The organism is Streptomyces sp. PSU-S4-23, from assembly GCF_055632315.1.
Genome location: NZ_JBVMUU010000002.1, coordinates 4,372,207 through 4,391,740, shown reverse-complemented (window position 1 = coordinate 4,391,740; position 19,534 = coordinate 4,372,207). Strand labels below are relative to the sequence as shown.

14 protein-coding genes are annotated in these 19,534 nt (G+C 69.0%); 12 read left to right on the top strand and 2 right to left on the bottom strand.

What is annotated here, in order from left to right; translation table 11 throughout:
• Positions 1-382: 382 nt before the first annotated feature.
• Positions 383-793 carry a peptidase inhibitor family I36 protein gene (locus tag ACZ79I_RS20055; protein ID WP_471498876.1) on the top strand — a complete coding sequence of 137 codons (411 nt, stop codon included), beginning with the start codon at positions 383-385 and terminating at the stop codon, positions 791-793.
• A 176-nt stretch (positions 794-969) separates the two neighbouring features.
• On the opposite strand, the gene ACZ79I_RS20050 is transcribed toward ACZ79I_RS20055, so the two are convergent.
• Positions 970-3,675 (bottom strand): transglycosylase domain-containing protein, encoded by a 2,706-nt coding sequence (locus ACZ79I_RS20050; protein WP_471498875.1) that lies wholly within the window; start codon positions 3,673-3,675, stop codon positions 970-972.
• Positions 3,676-4,049: 374 nt separating this feature from the next.
• Here ACZ79I_RS20050 and ACZ79I_RS20045 point away from each other — a divergent pair, with 374 nt between their 5' ends.
• The 4 genes from ACZ79I_RS20045 (at position 4,050) to ACZ79I_RS20030 (ending at position 7,870) form a co-directional block, all read left to right on the top strand.
• A complete protein-coding gene (locus tag ACZ79I_RS20045; protein WP_381079029.1) occupies positions 4,050-4,730 on the top strand; it encodes a PadR family transcriptional regulator in 681 nt (226 codons plus the stop codon).
• A 44-nt stretch (positions 4,731-4,774) separates the two neighbouring features.
• Positions 4,775-5,857, top strand: a complete 1,083-nt coding sequence (locus tag ACZ79I_RS20040) for an inositol-3-phosphate synthase (protein WP_471498874.1) — start codon at positions 4,775-4,777, stop codon at positions 5,855-5,857.
• 132 nt (positions 5,858-5,989) lie between these two features.
• Positions 5,990-7,255 carry an MFS transporter gene (locus ACZ79I_RS20035; protein WP_471498873.1) on the top strand — a complete coding sequence of 422 codons (1,266 nt, stop codon included), beginning with the start codon at positions 5,990-5,992 and terminating at the stop codon, positions 7,253-7,255.
• Between the two features lie 117 nt (positions 7,256-7,372).
• A complete protein-coding gene (locus tag ACZ79I_RS20030; RefSeq protein WP_471498872.1) occupies positions 7,373-7,870 on the top strand; it encodes an LppU/SCO3897 family protein in 498 nt (165 codons plus the stop codon).
• 106 nt (positions 7,871-7,976) lie between these two features.
• Here ACZ79I_RS20030 and ACZ79I_RS20025 read toward each other — a convergent pair whose 3' ends face one another.
• A complete protein-coding gene (locus ACZ79I_RS20025; RefSeq protein ID WP_471498871.1) occupies positions 7,977-9,443 on the bottom strand; it encodes a CCA tRNA nucleotidyltransferase in 1,467 nt (488 codons plus the stop codon).
• Between the two features lie 243 nt (positions 9,444-9,686).
• On the opposite strand from ACZ79I_RS20025, the gene ACZ79I_RS20020 reads away from it, so the two are divergent.
• From ACZ79I_RS20020 to trxA, 7 genes are all read left to right on the top strand, one after another.
• On the top strand, positions 9,687-12,146 hold the full coding sequence (locus tag ACZ79I_RS20020) for a DUF6049 family protein (RefSeq protein WP_471498870.1): 2,460 nt from the start codon (positions 9,687-9,689) through the stop codon (positions 12,144-12,146).
• Positions 12,147-12,191: 45 nt separating this feature from the next.
• Entirely contained in the window at positions 12,192-14,504 is a 2,313-nt protein-coding gene (gene murJ / locus ACZ79I_RS20015; RefSeq protein WP_471498869.1) for a murein biosynthesis integral membrane protein MurJ, read from the top strand.
• 118 nt (positions 14,505-14,622) lie between these two features.
• Entirely contained in the window at positions 14,623-16,341 is a 1,719-nt protein-coding gene (locus ACZ79I_RS20010) for a protein kinase family protein (RefSeq protein ID WP_471498868.1), read from the top strand.
• 24 nt (positions 16,342-16,365) lie between these two features.
• Complete coding sequence (gene sigM, locus ACZ79I_RS20005) at positions 16,366-17,079, top strand: RNA polymerase sigma factor SigM (RefSeq protein ID WP_471498867.1); 714 nt, start codon at positions 16,366-16,368, stop codon at positions 17,077-17,079.
• On the top strand, positions 17,076-17,999 hold the full coding sequence (locus ACZ79I_RS20000; RefSeq protein ID WP_471498866.1) for an anti-sigma factor: 924 nt from the start codon (positions 17,076-17,078) through the stop codon (positions 17,997-17,999). Before sigM ends, ACZ79I_RS20000 begins: the two co-directional genes overlap by 4 nt.
• 178 nt (positions 18,000-18,177) lie before the next feature.
• Positions 18,178-19,149, top strand: a complete 972-nt coding sequence (gene trxB / locus ACZ79I_RS19995; RefSeq protein WP_471498865.1) for a thioredoxin-disulfide reductase — start codon at positions 18,178-18,180, stop codon at positions 19,147-19,149.
• A gap of 42 nt (positions 19,150-19,191) precedes the next feature.
• Entirely contained in the window at positions 19,192-19,524 is a 333-nt protein-coding gene (gene trxA, locus ACZ79I_RS19990; RefSeq protein WP_141316111.1) for a thioredoxin, read from the top strand.
• The last annotated feature ends 10 nt before the right edge of the window (positions 19,525-19,534 follow it).

The following is a 19,534-nucleotide window of genomic DNA, read 5'->3' as shown; positions in this document are numbered from 1 at the left end:
CTGACGGAAGGCTGCGCACCGTTGTCCCGCTTGGCCTGCGGTGCCTGCTGACCGGTGCACGCCGTGGCGAGAAGCGTGACGCCTGCCGCGAGGGTGGCGACGCGACGTGCTCCAGCCCCGGAGTATGCCGGCAACCTCTTGCCACCAGGAACCGACGATGAAGAAACACCCCGGGTTTTCCTCTTTTGCACTTTATGACCTTTTCCCTTGAGAGAGCGCATGACTCGACGCACCGTCAAACACCTTATGAGTCAGATCAGTTGATGACATGCGGTGTTGACTTGGCATCGATCTTGATCACATACTCTCGGCGGCCGCCACAAAGCATGTCACTGCCTGTTTCCGGCGGCGAATCCGGATGAATGCAGAAGAAAGGTACAGTGTGAAGAAACGACGTGGCGCCCTCGCGATAGCGGTGATGACCGCTGCGGCCACGGCCTTCCTGGGCGCGATGACCTCCGCGCAGGCCGCCAGCTACGACGGCTCCTGCGACTACGACGAGGCCTGCCTGTACCGGTACCAGGACTACACCGGCGGCATATACGACACGCTTTACAGCAAGACGTCGTACACCGGTACGTACTACGGGACCTCGGTGGCCATCGACAACACGGTGAGTTCCGCCAAGAACAAGGATCCCAACAACAACCTGTGGCTGTACCAGTACAACAACTGGGCCGGTGACAGCTGGGGGCTGCCGGCCGGCGCCTCGACGAACTTCAGCGGGAGCTTCGACAACCTGGCCTCGTCACACTGCTGGAGCGGGGCGACGGCCGGATGTCCCGGAGGGTGAGGAAGGTTCACACCCCGCACGGTTGCGGTAACGGAGAACAGCCCCCGACCGGCGGGTCCGGTCAGGGGCTGTTCTTCTGCGTCGAGGGGCCGTCACACCCATGGGTGTGACGGCCCCTCTTCGATCGGTGTTTCACGTGAAACGGAGCGTTTCACGTGAAACACAGCCAGTGACGATCAGCCGTACGGGCCTCCGAAGAGGCCGCCGTTGCCATTGCCGCGTGAGTTTCCGCTGCTGAGGGTGGGCGACGGCGACGTGGTCACTCCGCCTGTGCTGCCGCCGGTGGTACCCCCGTTGCTGGTGCCGCCGTTGGTGTTGCAGTTCCAGCCGAAGTTGCCGCAGGTGAAGCTCGGCGTCGGCGTGGAGGGAACGGTCAGCGTCGGCGACGGCGTCGACGTCGGGGTGTCCGTCACCGTCTGGGTGGGCGTGGGCGTCACGCTCGGGCTCGGGGTGTCGTTGATGATCTCACCCACGGGCTCGGGCGTCGGGAAGGGCTCTGAGGGCTCGCCCTTGAGCGCCTCGCTCATGTAGTCGTGCCAGATCTCGGCCGGGAACGAAGCGCCATGGATGGTCTTTTGGCCACCTGTTCCGTACATCTCCAGGAAGGTGCGCGACTTGCTCTTCTCGTCGTCGTCCATGCGGTACATGCTGATCGCGGTCGACAACTGCGGGGTGTAGCCGACGAACCACGCGGACTTGTTGCCGTCGGTGGTTCCGGTCTTGCCCGCCACGTCGCGGCCGGGCAGCTTCGCCGTGGTACCGGTGCCCTTGTCCACCACGGTCTTCAGGACGTCGGTCACGTTGTCGGCCACCTTCGCAGTGAACGCCTCCTTGGTCCTGCTGCTGTGCTGGAAGACCGTCCCGTCCTTGCTGCTGACCATCTCCACCGAGAACGGGTCGTTCTGCTTGCCCCTGGCGGCGAAGGTGGAGTACGCGCTGGCCATACGGATCGCGCTGGGGTCGGAAATACCGATCGAGAACGACGGGAAGCTGGTGCCTGTCAGACTGCTCTTCAGGATGCCCGCGTCCAGGGCGGCCTGCTTGACCTTGTCCAGACCGACGTCCATGCCGAGTTGCACATAGGCGGAGTTCACCGAGAACTGCATCGCCTCACGCAGGTCGATCCTGTAGTTGGGCGGGCTTCCCTCCGACTTCTCGCCGTCGTTCGCCTGCAGCCACTCCTCCCCCTTCTCGTTCTTCCAGATCGTCCCGTCGTAATCCCTGATCTTGAGCCTGTTCTTGCCGCTGTACAGGCTCTTCGGGGAAGCGATGGTGCGCTCGTCCTGCGCCTGCTCCGGCGGTCCGTCGGGATTCCGCACACCCCACTGCATCGCGGCTGCCAGCACGAACGGCTTGAACGTCGACCCCACCTGGGCGCCGGTCGAGTCGGCGTTGTTGGTGAAGTGCTTGGTCGCGTCCGCACCTCCGTAGATGGCCTTGATGGCACCCGTCGCCGGGTCCACGGAAGCGCCGCCGAACTGGACGTGGGTATCCGTCTTCGGACGCTTCTTGGGATCGATGTTCGCCTTCTGGACCTTCTGTACCGCGGCCTCGAGTTCGTTGACCTTCTTCCTGTCGAAGGTCGTGTGGATGGAGAGTCCGCCCTGCTGCAGCTTGTTCGCGGTGATGTGGGTCTCGTCGCTATGAGTGACCAGGTAGCTGTTGGCCAGGTCGACGAGATAGCCGATCTGACCGCTGAGCCGGGTGTTGGACCGTGGGTTCTGGACGGTGGGGAGCTTGGTGTACTGGGCCCGCACCGACTGCTCCAGATGCCCGTACTGGACCATCTTGTCGAGGGTGTCCTGCATCTGCAGCAGGGCCCGCCTGCTGTTGGCCTCAGGAGTGGCGGCCGGGTCCAGCGACGTCGCGCCCGCCGGGTCGTAGTACGTGGCGCCCTTGAGCATCGCCGCAAGGAAGGCGCACTCGCCCGGGTTCAGCTTCACGGCCTCCTTGTTGAAGTACGCGCGGGCGGCCGCCTGGATGCCGTAGGCCCCGCGGCCGTAGTAGGCGGAGTTCAGGTAGCCGGCCAGGATCTCGTCCTTCGGGACGGTGGTTCCCACCTTGACCGAGATGAAGATCTCCTTGAACTTCCGGGAGATCGTCTGGGACTGGTCGTCCAGCCTGGCGTTCTTCACGTACTGCTGGGTGATGGTGGAGCCGCCCTGCGTCTGGCCGCCTGTGGCCATGTTGAAGACGGCGCGCGCGATGCCCTTGGGGTCGATGCCGCTGTCCGTGTAGAACGTCTTGTTCTCCTGGGAGATGACGGCGTACCGCATCGCCTTGGGGATCTGCGAGAGGTTGATGATCTGGCGGTTGGTCTCACCACCCGTGGCGACCATCTGGCTGCCGTCGGCCCAGTAGTAGACGTTGTTCTGCGCCGTCGCGGTGTCCGCCACCTGCGGGACGCTCACCATGGCGTACCCGATGCCCGCGACCGCCACCAGGCTTCCTATGAAGCCGATGAACAGCCCCGACACCAGCTTCCACGACGGCACCCAGCGCGCGGCTCCGTACCTGCCCGCGCGCGGATAGTCGATGAAGCGTTTCCTGGACGGATCGGGGCCGCGTCCCCTGCCGCGTCCCGGCCCGCTCGGGCTGCCGGGGCCGCCGGGACCGCCGCGGCGGCCTCCGCCGCCTCCGGCGCCGCGTCCCGCGCCGTCGGCCGCTCTGCGTCGGCCGCCCACACTTCTCTGTGCCGCCCGCCGGGCCTCGGCACGGCCCCCGTACGGGCGCCCCTCACCTCCGGCCCCATAGGAGTCGGAGGAAGACCCGGTGGCGCCTCGCGGTGCCGCTCGGCGGCCTGAGGACGCCGGCTGGCCGCGTCGGGCCGCGGCGCGTCCGCCTCCCTGCGGCTGCGGCGGTTTGCGACGGTGCTCGCTCATCGAACGATTACTCCTCGGGCAGGCGCATCCTGACGCGCCTGGAAACGGCGGCTGGTTTCCGGTCCCCCCGAAGTACGGATGCCGTCGTCGACGCATTCACCCGTACTGCACCGAGGACGAGGACGTCCCCTGTCGTCACTCGGTTCCCGGTGATGTGCATGGCGCACAGACTACGCACCGTCAAAACCTGCCGAGCCTCGAAGTTCCCCTCAAACCAGGCAACTCGCTGCCACGAATCGGTGATGTGACCGCGTTCACCGTGCTCCCTCTTGTCCCACCCGAAGCAGCGTTCTATCGTGCTGATGTATCGAGTCGATACATCAGCGCGGCATAAAGACCATGCGGACGGCACAGCGGCAGGAAGGGAGGCGCTTATGAGCCGGCGTTCCGGGATCCTCGAGTTCGCCGTCCTCGGCCTGCTCCGCGAGTCCCCGATGCACGGCTACGAGCTGCGCAAACGACTCAATACGTCACTGGGTGTATTCCGCGCCTTCAGCTACGGGACGCTGTACCCGTGCCTCAAGACGCTGGTCGCCAGCGGCTGGTTGACCGAGGAATCGGCCGGCACCGCCGACGACGCCCTCGCCGCTCCGCTCGCGGGGCGCCGAGCCAAGATCGTCTACCGGTTGACGGCGGACGGTAAGGAGCACTTCGAGGAGCTGCTCTCCCAGACCGGTCCCGACGCGTACGAGGACGAGCATTTCGCCGCTCGTTTCGCCTTCTTCGGGCAGACGTCCCGCGACGTGCGCATGCGCGTCCTCGAGGGCCGCCGGAGCCGGCTGGAGGAGCGTCTGGAGAAGATGCGCGCCTCCCTGGCCCGTACCCGGGAGCGCCTCGACGACTACACCCTCGAGCTCCAGCGCCACGGGATGGAGTCCGTGGAGCGCGAAGTGCGCTGGCTGAACGAGCTCATCGAGAGCGAGCGGGCCGGACGGGACCTCAGGGGTTCCGCTGCCGACGGCTCCGCTCACAACAGCACATCGGGAGAGACGGGCGGCCTGCCCCGGCACCGGGACAGCACCCGGCCGGATCCGTCCGACGACACCACCACGTGAGGCCCAGTCGGGGCTTCACCTCGTACACACAGGGAGCAACCGGAATGGGTTCGGTTCGCGTAGCCATCGTCGGCGTGGGCAACTGCTCCGCATCGCTGGTGCAGGGAGTCGAGTACTACAAGGACGCCGACCCGGCGTCCAGGGTCCCGGGTCTGATGCACGTCCAGTTCGGCGACTACCACGTCCGTGACGTGGAGTTCGTCGCCGCGTTCGACGTGGACGCCAAGAAGGTCGGCCTCGACCTGGCGGACGCCATCGGTGCCTCGGAGAACAACACCATCAAGATCTGCGACGTCCCGTCCACCGGTGTGACGGTGCAGCGCGGCCACACCCTCGACGGCCTGGGCAAGTACTACCGCGCCACCATCGAGGAGTCCGCCGAGGCCCCGGTCGACGTCGTCCAGGTGCTCAAGGACAAGCAGGTCGACGTCCTCGTCTGCTACCTGCCGGTCGGCTCCGAGCAGGCGGCGAAGTACTACGCCCAGTGCGCCATCGACGCCAAGGTCGCCTTCGTCAACGCCCTTCCGGTCTTCATCGCCGGCACCAAGGAATGGGCCGACAAGTTCACCGAGGCGGGTGTCCCGATCGTCGGCGACGACATCAAGTCGCAGGTCGGCGCCACCATCACGCACCGCGTCATGGCGAAGCTGTTCGAGGACCGGGGCGTCGTCCTGGACCGCACGATGCAGCTGAACGTCGGCGGCAACATGGACTTCAAGAACATGCTCGAGCGCGAGCGCCTGGAGTCCAAGAAGATCTCCAAGACGCAGGCCGTCACCTCCCAGATCCCCGACCGGGACCTCGGCGAGAAGAACGTCCACATCGGCCCGTCCGACTACGTGGCCTGGCTCGACGACCGCAAGTGGGCGTACGTCCGCCTCGAGGGCCGCGCCTTCGGTGACGTCCCGCTGAACCTGGAGTACAAGCTGGAGGTCTGGGACTCCCCGAACTCCGCGGGTGTCATCATCGACGCCCTGCGCGCCGCGAAGATCGCCAAGGACCGCGGCATCGGCGGCCCCGTGCTGTCCGCGTCGTCGTACTTCATGAAGTCCCCGCCGGTGCAGTACTTCGACGACGAGGCCCGCGAGAACGTCGAGAAGTTCATCAGGGGCGAGGTCGAGCGCTAGCCGGGCCGGGCGCACCCGCGCCGGGGCCGCTTCGCCGGGCTTCGCAGGGTTCCCGGGCGTATCGCCCGGGAACCCTGCGCGTATGTGGGCCGTGCGCCCCGGGAAGCCCGTGCTTGTGTGAGGCTGTGGCCCATGTCCGTCATGCGCGACCTGCGCGTCCTGCTGCGCTTCCGGGACTTCAGACGCCTGCTCGCCATACGGCTGCTGTCGCAGGGAGCCGACGGCGTCTACCAGGTCGCGCTCGCCACGTACGTCGTCTTCTCCCCGGAGAAGCAGACCTCGCCCGTCGCGATCGCCTCCGCGATGGCCGTACTGCTCCTTCCGTACTCCCTCGTCGGTCCGTTCGCGGGCGTCCTGCTGGACCGCTGGCGCCGCCGTCAGGTGTTCCTCTACGGCAACCTGCTGCGTGCCCTGCTGGCCTGCCTCACGGCCGTCGTCCTGATGCTCAGCCGTGTCCCGGACTGGCTCTTCTACGTCTCCGCGCTGTGCGTCACCGGGGTCAACCGCTTCGTCCTCGCCGGCCTGTCCGCGGCGCTGCCCCGCGTCGTCGACGCCGAACGTCTGGTGATGGCCAACTCCCTCTCCCCGACCGCCGGCACGCTCGCGGCGACCGCGGGCGGCGGACTCGCTTTCGCGGTACGCCTGGCGGTCTCGGACTCCGATGCCCCGGTGGTGCTGCTGGCCGCCGCCCTGTATCTGGGTTCGGCCCTCGTGTCGCTGAGCCTGCCGCCCGGACTGCTGGGTCCCGACCCGGGGTCGGTGCCGCCCCGGCTGGGCACGGCCTTCGTCGCGACCGGGCGCGACCTGGTGGCGGGGCTGCGGCATCTCCTGACGCCGCCGCGCCGGGAGGCCGCCTGGGCGCTCACCGCGATGACCTCGATGCGGTTCTGCTACGGGGCACTGCTGGTGCTGGTGCTGATGCTGTGCCGGTACGCCCTGTCCTCGGACTCGGAGCACGGCCTGGCCCTGCTGGGGCTGGCGGTGGGAGTGTCGGGCGCCGGATTCTTCGCCGCGGCCGTGGTGACGCCGTGGGCGGCGGGACGGCTCGGTCCCGGCCGCTGGATCGTCGTGTGCGCCGCGGCGGCCGCGGTCCTGGAACCCGCGCTCGGCCTCCCGTTCGCGACCGTACCCATGCTGGTCGCGGCCTTCGTCCTGGGGCTCGTCACGCAGGGCGCGAAGATCTCCACGGACACGATCGTCCAGTCCACCGTCGACGACGGCTTCCGGGGGCGGGTGTTCTCCGTCTACGACGTGCTCTTCAACGTCGCGTTCGTCGGCGCCGCCGGAGTGTCCGCCCTGATGCTGCCCCCTGACGGCCGGTCAGCCGCCCTGGTGATCACGGTCGCCGTTATCTACGCGGCGGTAGCTGTGACTATGTCCCGCTTTGAACGCCGGTAAGTGTCACATCAGTGCTACGGAGCCTCACTGGACTTCAGTGTTGTCAGTGGGGACCGATAGCTTACGGGCGTCTTATTTTGCGCCTTGCGCATCCACGTTCGAGGGGGGACCCCCAAAGTGACTACTCCGCCGCCCCAGGGCCAGAACCCGTACGCTCAGCAGCCTGCACCGCCCATGGGGCAGCAGCCCGGCCAGCCGGGAGTTCCGCCGCAGGGCGGCCCTTACGCGCCGTTCCCGAACCAGGGCGCTCCCGCGCCGGTGCCGCCGCAGAACGGCCGGGGGGGACGCGCGAGCAAGAAGATGCTGCGCATCGTCGGGATCATCGTCGTCGCCGTCATCATCGGCGTCATCAAGTTCGGCATCGGCTGGTGGGCGAACGAGACCGACGCGGAGACGACATCGGTGGGCGCCTGCATGCACAACGACGGCACGAACTCGAACCCCGACCTGAACGAGGTCGACTGCTCGTCCAGTGACGCCCAGTTCAAGGTCGTCGAGAAGTTCTCCGACACCAGCAACGACAGCAAGTGCGAGGCGGTCAAGGAGGCGACCGTCTCCTACGTCCAGTACGGCGGCGGCCACGATGTCGTGCTGTGCCTGAAGGAAACCAAGTAACGCCCTCAGCATGCACGAAGGGGCGGTGTTTCACGTGAAACACCGCCCCTTCGTGCGTCGCCCCCTGGGTCATGTTTCACGTGAAACATGACCCAGGTCCGCTCTCTCAGCTCTGCTCGGCCCACCATTCCTTGAGCGCCGCCACCGCCGCGTCGTGCTCCATCGGTCCGTTCTCCAGACGGAGTTCCAGCAGGAACTTGTACGCCTGGCCGATGACCGGGCCGGGGCCGACACCCAGGACCTCCATGATCTGGTTGCCGTCCAGGTCGGGCCGGATCGCGTCCAGCTCCTCCTTCTCCTGCAGCTGGGCGATACGCCGCTCCAGGCCGTCGTACGCACGCGAGAGCGCCATCGCCTTGCGCTTGTTGCGGGTGGTGCAGTCGGAACGGGTCAGCTTGTGGAGACGGTCCAGGAGCGGGCCCGCGTCACGCACGTACCGTCGTACCGCCGAGTCCGTCCACTCACCGGTGCCGTAGCCGTGGAAGCGCAGATGGAGTTCGACCAGGCGCGAGACATCCTTCACCAGGTCGTTGGGGTACTTCAGGGCCGTCATCCGCTTCTTGGTCATCTTGGCGCCGACCACCTCGTGATGGTGGAAGGAGACCCGGCCGTCCTTCTCGAAACGGCGCGTCCTCGGCTTGCCGATGTCGTGCAGCAGCGCGGCGAGCCGCAGGGTCAGATCGGGTCCGTCCTCCTCCAGCGCCATCGCCTGCTCCAGCACGATCAGCGTGTGGTCGTAGACGTCCTTGTGCCGGTGGTGCTCGTCACGCTCCAGACGCAGCGCAGGAAGCTCCGGCAGGACGTGGTCGGCCAGTCCGGTCTCGGCCAGCAGCGTCAGGCCCTTGCGCGGGTACGCCGACAGGACCAGCTTGTTCAGCTCCTCCCGCACACGCTCGGCCGACACGATCTCGATACGGCCGGCCATCTCCTTCATGGCCGCCACGACCTCGGGAGCGACCTCGAAGTCCAGCTGGGCCGCGAAACGCGCGGCCCGCATCATCCGCAGCGGGTCGTCCGAGAAGGACTCCTCGGGGGTGCCCGGGGTGCGCAGCAGCCGGCCGGCGAGATCCCCGAGCCCGCCGTAGGGATCGACGAACTCCTTCTCGGGCAGCGCGACGGCCATCGCGTTGACCGTGAAGTCGCGCCGGACCAGGTCCTCCTCGATGGAGTCGCCGTACGACACCTCGGGCTTGCGCGAGGTGCGGTCGTAGGCTTCGGACCGGTAGGTCGTGATCTCGATCTGAAAGCGTTGGACAGCGTCTCCGACGCGGGCGTCCTTCTGGGCGCCGACCGTTCCGAAGGCGATCCCGACCTCCCAGGTGGCGTCCGCCCACGGCCGCACGATCTTCAGCACGTCCTCGGGACGGGCGTCGGTGGTGAAGTCGAGGTCGTTGCCGAGCCGGCCGAGGAGGGCGTCCCGCACCGAGCCGCCGACCAGGGCGAGTGAGAACCCGGCCTGCTGGAAACGGCGGGCGAGGTCGTCGGCGACAGGGGACACCCGCAGCAGTTCACTCACCGCGCGGTGCTGCACCTGACTCAGGGCACGGGGATTGTCTTCGTTGGCGTTCGGCACAACAGAAAAGAGTACGTGCCCCGGGCCACGCCGAGCGCCTCCATTGAACCTGCACAAGCATTCCGTACACATACACAGGCGCCCCGTATACGCACCCGCCCTGGTATGCCTACATAAGGGACAGGCCAGGGGCCCCGTTTCGATCTTGTGGGGCCACCGCGGCACTTCCCCTCCGCCCGCATCGTTACCATGCGTGGACGCACATTCCGACGACCACTGACGACGACGAGGACGGGCGAACGCGTGGCCGAGGCGGCAGAATTCCAGGGGATGAGTTCCTCACCTGCCCGCCGGTGGCTCCGGCGCACCGGGGCACTGCTCGCGGGAGCGCCCCTGCTGGCCGGTCTGCTGCAGCTGCCCGCCGGCCCGACGGCCCAGGCTGCCGGGCAGCGGGCCGCCGCGGAGGCGAGCGGCTCCCACACGGTCACCGTGTCCCTCGACGCGCTCAGCCCCAGCGCGCCGGCCGACGACGACACCCTCACGGTCTCCGGCACGGTCACCAACCGCGGCAAGCGGACCGTCACGGACGCCCACGTGGGACTGCGCGTCGGCCCGTCCCTGAGCAGCCGCGCGTCCATCGACAGCGCCGCCCGGCGCACCGGCTATCTGCCGGGCGTCGACGGCTCGGAGGTCGGCGGCAAGTACATCGCGAAGTTCGCCGCACTCGCCCCGGGCGTCCCACAGGACTTCAGCATCTCCGTGCCGGTCAAGGAGCTCGACCTCGGCTCCGACGGGGTCTACCAGCTCGGTGTCTCGCTCTCCGGGCAGACCGCCGCGCAGCCCTACGAGCAGGTGCTCGGCTTCCAGCGGACGTTCCTGCCCTGGCAGCCCGACGGCACCGGCACCAAGACCAGGACGACCTACCTCTGGCCGTTGATCTCGACGGACCACATGACCGCGGAGACCCTTCCCGACCAGGAGCAGACGCCCGTCTTCCGCAACGACGACCTGGCCAAGGAGATCTCGCCGGGCGGCCGTCTCTCCCAGCTGCTGTCGCTGGGCCGGAACCTCGACGTCACCTGGGTGATCGACCCGGACCTGCTCGCCTCCGTCGACGCGATGACGGAGAGCTACAGCATCAAGGGCCCCGGCGACAGCGTCACGGCGGGCAGGAACCAGGCGGTGGCCAAGCAGTGGCTGGCCGACCTCGAGAAGGCGGTCCAGAACAAGGAGGTCGTCGCCCTCCCCTTCGCCGACCCGGACCTGGCCTCGCTGGCCCACAACGGCAAGAGCGTCACCGGCTCCCTGAGCCACCTCAAGGACGCCACGGACGTGGCCGCGAGCACCGTGCAGACCATCCTGCACGTGAAGCCCGACACGGACTTCGCCTGGCCCGTGGAGGGCGCGGTCGACCCGTCGATCGTCAAGGTCGCCACATCGGCCGGAGCGGACAAGGTGATCGCCCGCAGCGACAGCCTGAAGGAGAGCCGCTCCCTGCCGTACACGCCCACCGCGGCCCGCCCCATCGGCGGCGGTACCACGGCGGTGGTCGCGGACGACGGGCTGTCGACCGCGTTCGAGGGGGACATGACCTCGGCCGCCGGCTCCACTCTCGCCGTGCAGGAGTTCCTGGCCCAGAGCCTGATGATCAATCTGCAGGAGCCGCAGAAGGAACGCAGCATCGTGGTGGCCCCGCAGCGGATGCCGTCCGCGAGCCAGGCCCATGCGATGGCGCAGGCGCTGGCGGCGCTGCAGAGCAGCCCCTGGTCGCAGTCCGCCGAGCTGTCCGCGGCCGCCAGGGCCAAACCGGACCCGAGCGCCAGGACACAGGTGCCGTCCTCCTCCCACTACCCGTCCTCGCTGCGCCGGGCGGAACTGCCGCGGTCGGCGTTCCAGCAGATCGAGGACACGCAGGACAAGCTCGACAGCTTCAAGGTGATCCTCACCGGCCCCGCACGGGTCGTCACCCCCTTCGGGCGGGCCATAGACCGCGCCATGTCCGCTTCCTGGCGCGGTCACGCCACCCAGGCATCGGTCTTCCGCCAGACGGTGGAGTCGTACCTCGACGGGCTCATCGGCCAGGTACGGCTGATCGAGAAGTCCGAGACCAAGCTCTCGGGCCGCAGCGCCACGATCCCCGTGACCGTGCAGAACAACCTCGTACAAGGGGTCGAGCACCTCGTGCTTCGGCTCACCTCCCAGCAGCCGACCCGGCTGAAGATCGGCAGCGGTCCCTACGCGGAGCGGCGCATCACCGTCTCGGGCGGGCACAGCCAGTCCGTGAAGTTCACCACCACGGCCAACGCCAACGGCCGGGCCGCCGTGATCGCCCAGTTGTTCACGGAGGACGGCCAGGCGTACGGGCCCGCCGTCACCTTCGACGTGAACGTCACCGAGGTCACACCCACGGTGATGCTGGTCATCGCCGGCGGTGTGCTACTGCTGGTGCTCGCCGGGTTCCGCATGTACACCCAGCGCAAGCGCCTGGCCGCACGGCAGGGCGAGGAGGAGCAGCCGAGCACCCCGGAGGGCCCGGAGGCGGCCGCACAGGAGGGGGCGCTGAACGCGGCCGCGGACGGGACCGTAGACACTGGGGGCACCGAAAGCTCCGCCGATGCAACCGAAGGCTCCGTGACGGCATCCGAACAGGAGTCGGACGCGGAGTCCGGGGCAGGCGACCCGGAGCAGCCGAGTGACCCGGCACCGGACACCGCACCGGAAAGCGCAGACCCGTCCGGCACGGGTGAGAAAGTGGACCGTTGAGCGATGTCGTGGCCGGTGGGCCGGGGACGATGAGGTGGGGTAACCATGAACGCGCCGTACGACGGTGACCGCGGCCAGGGCGCCGCGGGCAGCTCGGGCTACCCCGAGGGCCCGCCGCAGGAGCCCGGCCCCGTGCCGCCGCAGCCTCCGGCCGACGCGTATCTCCAGGACGCCTACGACCAGGACCCCTACCGTGCTCAGGACCTCTCCGCCCAGGATCCGGTGACGGAGGCGCTCTACGACCGTGCCGCGCACCCCCCGCCGCCCCCGGGCACCTACCAGCCGCAGCAGCCGCTGTACGCGCGGCCTCCGACACCGCAGTACACCCCCGACCCCCGCGTGTGGGCCCGGCCGCCGGCGCCCGAGCCGGAGGGGCCGACACAGCACCTGCCGTACGGCGACGATCCCCGGGCGACGCAGTTCCTGGGGGTCGACGACCTGGTCACCCAGGCCGGCGAGGAGCACCACCGGCCGGACGCCTTCGCCCACCTCTTCCAGGACCAGCAGCAGGGCGGTGGACCGCCGTACGCGGAGCGGCCCTCCGTGCCCGGCCCGGCCGCCGCGCCGTCCCCGGCCCAGGGCCCGGCGGGGCCGTACGCCGGCCCCGTCCACGCGCCCGCGCAGGCCGGAGCGTACGCTCCCGTACCCCCGCCCGGCGCGGGGGCCGCACCGGCCCCCGCGCCCGCACCGGCCGCCGCCCCTCTGCCCGCGTCCGCCACGAAGAAGGGCGGGCGGGCCTCGGGCCTGCTGAAGTCGAGCGCGGTAATGGCGGCCGGCACGATGGTCTCCCGCCTCACCGGCTTCATCCGCTCCGCGCTGATCGTCTCGGCGCTGGGCGTCGGCCTGCTCGGCGACACCTTCCAGGTCGCCTATCAGCTCCCGACGATGATCTACATCCTCACCGTCGGCGGCGGCCTGAACTCCGTCTTCGTGCCGCAGCTCGTGCGGGCCATGAAGGAGGACGAGGACGGCGGCGAGGCGTACGCGAACCGGCTGCTGACCCTGGTCATGGTGGCCCTCGGCGCGCTGACGGTGCTCGCCGTCGTCGCGGCCCCGCTGCTGATCCGTCTGCTGTCCGACTCGGTCGCCGGCGACCCGGCGGCCAACGAGGTCGGCGTCACCTTCGTCCGCTACTTCCTGCCCTCGATCTTCTTCATGGGCATCCACGTGGTGATGGGGCAGATCCTCAACGCGCGGGGGAAGTTCGGCGCGATGATGTGGACCCCGGTCCTGAACAACGTCGTCATCATCGTGACGCTCGGCATGTTCATCTGGGTGTACGGCAGTGCGGCGAACTCCGGGATGAAGGTCACGAACATCCCGCCGGAAGGCCAGCGGCTGCTCGGCGTGGGCGTTCTGCTCGGCCTCGTCGTCCAGGCCCTCGCGATGATCCCGTATCTGCGGGAGACCGGGTTCCGGCTGCGGCTGCGCTTCGACTGGAGGGGCCACGGCCTGGGGAAGGCCGCCACGCTCGCGAAGTGGACCGTGCTGTTCGTCCTCGCGAACCAGGCGGGCGCGCTCGTCGTCTCCCAGCTGTCCACCGCGGCGGGCAAGAACTCCGCCGTCGACGGCACCGGCTTCGCCGCCTACGCCAACGCCCAGCTGATCTGGGGCCTGCCGCAGGCGATCATCACCGTCTCCCTGATGGCCGCCCTGCTGCCCCGCATCTCGCGTTCGGCCGCCGAGGGCGACGGCGGTGCCGTCCGCGACGACATCTCCCAGGGGCTGCGCACGACGGCCGTGGCGATCGTGCCGATCGCCTTCGGATTCGTCGCGCTCGGCATCCCGATGTGCACCCTGATCTTCGGCTCCTCCGGCACCGGCGCCGCCACCAACATGGGCTACATGCTGATGTCCTTCGGTCTCGGCCTCATCCCGTACTCCGTGCAGTACGTCGTGCTCCGCGCCTTCTACGCGTACGAGGACACCCGCACCCCCTTCTACAACACGGTCATCGTGGCCGCTGTGAACGCGGGCGCCTCCATCGCCTGCTACTTCCTGCTCCCGGCCCGCTGGGCCGTGATCGGCATGGCGGGGTCGTACGGCCTCGCGTACGCGATCGGCGTCGGGGTCGCCTGGGCCCGGCTGCGCAAGCGGCTGGGCGGCGACCTGGACGGTGCACGGGTGCTGCGCACCTACGCACGACTGGGGATCGCTTCGGTTCCGGCCGTTCTGCTGAGCGGAGCGGTCTGCTACGAAATCGGCCACACGCTGGGCCAGGGCGTCGGCGGCTCGCTCGTCGCCCTGCTCGGTGGTGGCGCCCTGCTCTTCGGTGTCTTCTACGTGGCCGCACGGAAGATGCGCATCGAGGAACTCAACTCAATGGTCGGCATGGTCCGCGGGCGCCTGGGGCGCTGAGGCGGGGGTACGCGCACAACCATCGTCCGCCGCCGTGTGTCGTGCATAGCGGCGGACTGTGGGCACAATTGGTTTCTGCGTCGGACAGCGCGCAACGGATGGGGAGGCAGGAACGACGGTGGCGGAACGGAGCACGGCTGCCGTCGACGTGGCAGACAACAGCGGCGACGAGCCGCTGACCGCCAAGGCGGACCAGTCCACGTCCGACGGGGTGGCCAAGGACCGGGAGCGGAACACGGACGGCGACGAGACGCGGGGGAGCGGCGGGACCGAGCGTCCCGGGAGCGCCTCACCGCCCGAACTGCACAGCGGCCACAAGCTCGCCAGACGCTACCGCCTCGAGGAGTGCGTCACCCGTCTGGACGGCTTCAGCAGTTGGCGTGCGGTGGACGAGAAACTCCGCCGCGCCGTCGGCGTCCACATCCTGCCCGCGGACCACGCCCGCGCCCGTTCCGTGCTGGCCGCGGCCCGATCCGCCGCGCTGCTCGGCGACCCCCGCTTCGTGCAGGTCCTGGACGCCGTCGAGGAGAACGACCTCGTCTATGTCGTCCACGAGTGGCTGCCCGACGCCACCGAGCTGACCGCGCTGCTCGTCACCGGGCCGCTGGAGGCGCACGACGCCTACCAGATGGTCACCCAGGTCTCCCAGGCGATGGCCGCCGCGCACCGCGAGGGTCTCTCCCATCTGCGCCTGAACCCGAGCACGGTGCTGCGCACCTCGTCCGGCCAGTGGCGCATCCGCGGCCTCGCCGTGAACGCCGCACTGCGCGGCATCGGCTCCGACACCCCCCAACGAGCGGACACGGAGGCCATCGGCGCGCTCCTGTACGCCGCGCTCACCCAGCGCTGGCCGTACGAGGACGACGCCTACGGCCTGTCCGGGCTGCCCAAGGGCGTCGGCCTGATCGCCCCCGACCAGGTGCGCGCCGGCGTCCACCGCGGACTGTCCGAGCTGGCCATGCGCGCGCTGGTCAACGACGGCGCCACCGCGTCCCGGCACGAGGCGCCCTGCACCACGCCCGAGGAGCTGGTGAAGGCGATCGGCGAGATGCCCCGCATCCGCCCGCCGGAGCCCTCCTTCACGGCACCGCCGGAGTACCAGCGCACGACGTACCAGCAGGGCACCTACGGCCGCCCCGCGCCCCACCCCGGTGTCACCCAGCCTGTGGCGCCCCCGCCGCCCCCACTGCAGAGCCGTACGGGCAAGGTCCTGAAGTGGGCCGTCTCGGCCCTGCTCATCGCCGCGCTGGGCCTCGGGAGCTGGCAGCTCGCGGAAGCGCTCATGGACGACGGCAAGTCCGAGAACACCAACCGGACGCACACGACGGACGGCAACGACAAGAACGGCGGCGCGACGAAGCCCGTCAAACCGGTCACGATCGAGAGCGCGGAGGAGTACGTCGCGAAGGGCAGCGCCCAGGCGCCGGAGGACGTCGCCAAGACGTATGACGGCAACAGCTCGACGTACTGGCGGACCAAGAGCTTCCAGGACGGTCCCGATATGAACCCGTCCTACAAGCCCGGTGTCGGCATCGTCTACGACCTCGGCTCGGCGCAGACGGTCTCGGCCGCGTCGATAGGGCTGCGGTATCCCGGCGACCACACGACGATCACGCTCTACGCGACGGACTCGATGAGTTCGTCCACGCCGCTCGGCTCGATGCGGAAGCTGGGGACGCTGACGACGACCGGTGTCTCTCCGACGGTGAAGGCCACCAAGCCGGTGAAGACCCGGTACGTCCTCGTGTGGCTCACCGCCCTGCCGCACGCCGATGGAGACAGCTACAGCGGCTCCGGCTACAAGCAGGCCATCACCGACGTGAAGTTCACGGGCTGAGCACGGGCTGGGGGGAGGGGCCCGATGGCCGATGGAGCCGGGTACGGCGGAACAAGCGATCAGGACCTCCTCACCCGTCATGTGGGGGGCGACCCCGACGCCTTCGGTGAACTCGTACGTCGCCACCGTGACCGGCTCTGGGCCGTGGCCCTGCGGACGCTGGGAGACCGGGAGGAGGCCGCCGACGCCGTTCAGGACGCCCTCGTCTCCGCCTACCGGGCCGCCCACACCTTTCGCGGCCGGTCAGCCGTCACCACCTGGCTGCACCGGATCACGGTGAACGCCTGCCTGGACCGCGCCCGCAAGGCGGCGTCCCGCAAGACCTCACCCGTCGACGACACGGAACGGCTGGAGCAGCTCCTGGAGCCGCATGAATCGGCGTCCGCGCCGGCCGAGCGCAACGATCTGCACCGCGAGTTGCTCGAAGCCCTGGGCACGCTGCCGGCCGACCAGCGTGCCGCCCTGGTCCTGGTGGACATGCAGGGCTACCCGGTGGCGGAGGCCGCCCGCATCCTGGAGGTGCCGACCGGGACGGTGAAGAGCCGCTGCGCCCGCGGCAGGGCCAGACTGCTGCCGCTGCTCACCCATCTCAGGACGGAGGGCGGCGGCCAGGACGGCAGGACGACGGGCCGTGGACGGAACCAGGCGCAGGGAGCATCCGTCCCACCCGCAGCGGAAGCACACGATGCAGGACCTGGCGATTCAGCTGCTGTGAAGGGCGGAGGTGGGCGAGCGTGACATCCACGACCGACGCGGCCGGGCATCCGGAAGTCGACGAGCTCTCCGACCTCGGCGAAGGTCTTCTTCCGCCCTCCCGCACCACGGACGTACGACGTCATCTGGACGGCTGCGTCCTCTGTGCCGACGTCTACGAGTCCTTGGAGGAGATCCGCGGCCTCCTGGGCACCCTTCCGGGGCCCTCCCGTATGCCGGGCGACGTGGCAAGCCGGATCGACGCCGCACTCGCCGCGGAGGCCCTGCTGGACTCGACCGCTCCCGGTCCCCCGGACGTCCCCTCCCCCGAGTCCTCCGTCGCGCATGTTTCACGTGAAACATCGCTCTCGTCACCGACCGGCCGCCCTTCGGGGCATGCCCGTGCGGGCACCGGGCCGGGTCGAGGGAAGCGTGGGCGCCGCGGCGTGCGGCGGACCGTGGCCCTGGGAGTCGTCTTCACGGCCGCCGCCCTGGGCCTGGGCACTCTCCTGGTGCAGACGCTGGGCGACGACCCCGGCAAGGCGTCCCAGACGGCCACACAGCAGCAGACCGACGCGGCGCACACCTACTCCGAGGGGACCCTTCAGAGCCAGGTGGCAACCCTCCTGGCCACGGGGACGAGCCGGGGCCGCACCGGCAGCGCCAAGCCCTGGGGCGTCGCGTCCGACGACGGCACGAGGAGTTCCACGGGCATGGAGTCGAACAAGACATTCGAGGGCACCACCGTCAGTGTGCCCCCCTGTATAGAGCAGGCGCTCAGCAACACAACCGTGCTGGCTGTGGATGAGGGCGTGTACCGCGGGAACGCCGTCTATCTCGTGGTGACGCCGGATGCCTCGGACCCCACGAAGGTCACGGCACGCATCGTCGACGCCGCGTGCGTGAAGCATGTCTCCGCGTCCCCCGGCAAGGTCCTGCTGACCCGCTCCTACGCCCGTTCCTGAGGTCCCCGCAGCGGACGGTTCCCACCCGGGTGTTCCTCTGGCATCTGTGTGCGGTGCCGTGTCTCCGTGTGCCCGGACACACCGGGAATGCGGGCCCCTTAGGATCCGTTGGGTGGGTGAGAGTAATGGGAGAGGCTCCCATGCGCAGCAGCAGTTTCCAGAGACGAGGAATGAAGCCGTGAGCGACGTCCGTAACGTGATCATCATCGGCTCCGGGCCCGCCGGCTACACGGCGGCGCTCTACACCGCGCGCGCGTCGCTGAAGCCGCTCGTTTTCGAGGGGGCCGTCACCGCGGGCGGTGCGCTGATGAACACCACCGAGGTGGAGAACTTCCCCGGCTTCCAGGACGGCATCATGGGCCCCGAGCTCATGGACAACATGCGCGCGCAGGCCGAACGCTTCGGCGCCGAGCTGGTTCCGGACGACATCGTGACCGTCGATCTCACGGGTGAGATCAAGACCGTCACGGACACTTCCGGTACGGTCCACAAGGCGAAGGCCGTCATCGTCGCCACCGGGTCCCAGCACCGCAAGCTGGGCCTGCCGAACGAGGACGCCCTGTCCGGACGCGGCGTCTCGTGGTGCGCGACCTGTGACGGCTTCTTCTTCAAGGACCAGGACATCGCCGTGGTCGGCGGCGGCGACACCGCGATGGAGGAGGCCACCTTCCTCTCGCGCTTCGCCAAGTCCGTCACCATCGTCCACCGCCGTGACACCCTGCGCGCGTCCAAGGCCATGCAGGACCGCGCCTTCGCCGACCCGAAGATCCGGTTCGTCTGGGACAGCGAGGTCGCCGAGATCAAGGGCGATCCCAAGCTGGAGGGCCTGACGCTGCGCAACCTGAAGACGGGGGAGCTCAGCGAACTGCCCGTGACGGGTCTGTTCATCGCGATCGGACACGACCCGCGCACCGAGCTCTTCAAGGGCCAGCTCGACCTCGACGAGGAGGGCTACCTGGAGGTCGGCGCGCCCTCCACCCGGACCAACCTCACCGGTGTCTTCGGCGCCGGCGACGTCGTCGACCACACCTACCGCCAGGCGATCACCGCGGCCGGCACCGGCTGCTCCGCTGCTCTCGACGCCGAACGCTTCCTGGCCGCCCTCGCGGACAGCGAGCAGCAGGCCGAACCCGAGAAGACCACCGTCTGACCCCCGTACGTACGATCGCTTCACCAAGTTAAGGAGCCCGCCGTGGCCGGCACTCTGAAGAACGTGACCGACGACTCCTTTGAGCAGGACGTCCTCAAGAGCGACAAGCCTGTCCTGGTGGACTTCTGGGCCGCCTGGTGCGGTCCCTGCCGCCAGATCGCCCCGTCGCTCGAGGCCATCGCTGCCGAGTACGGTGACAAGATCGAGATCGTCAAGCTCAACATCGACGAGAACCCGGGCACGGCCGCCAAGTACGGCGTCATGTCGATCCCGACCCTGAACGTCTACCAGGGCGGCGAGGTCGCGAAGACCATCGTCGGTGCCAAGCCGAAGGCCGCGATCCTCCGGGACCTCGAGGACTTCATCGCCGAGTAGTACGGTGCGG

Excerpts from the sequence above, each read along its gene's own strand:
- ACZ79I_RS20050 (WP_471498875.1), bottom strand. The coding sequence starts at position 3,675 with ATGAGCGAGCACCGTCGCAAACCGCCGCAGCCGCAGGGAGGCGGACGC.
- ACZ79I_RS20045 (WP_381079029.1), top strand. The coding sequence starts at position 4,050 with ATGAGCCGGCGTTCCGGGATCCTCGAGTTCGCCGTCCTCGGCCTGCTC.
- ACZ79I_RS20040 (WP_471498874.1), top strand. The coding sequence starts at position 4,775 with ATGGGTTCGGTTCGCGTAGCCATCGTCGGCGTGGGCAACTGCTCCGCA.
- ACZ79I_RS20035 (WP_471498873.1), top strand. The coding sequence starts at position 5,990 with ATGTCCGTCATGCGCGACCTGCGCGTCCTGCTGCGCTTCCGGGACTTC.
- murJ (WP_471498869.1), top strand. The coding sequence starts at position 12,192 with ATGAACGCGCCGTACGACGGTGACCGCGGCCAGGGCGCCGCGGGCAGC.
- sigM (WP_471498867.1), top strand. The coding sequence starts at position 16,366 with ATGGCCGATGGAGCCGGGTACGGCGGAACAAGCGATCAGGACCTCCTC.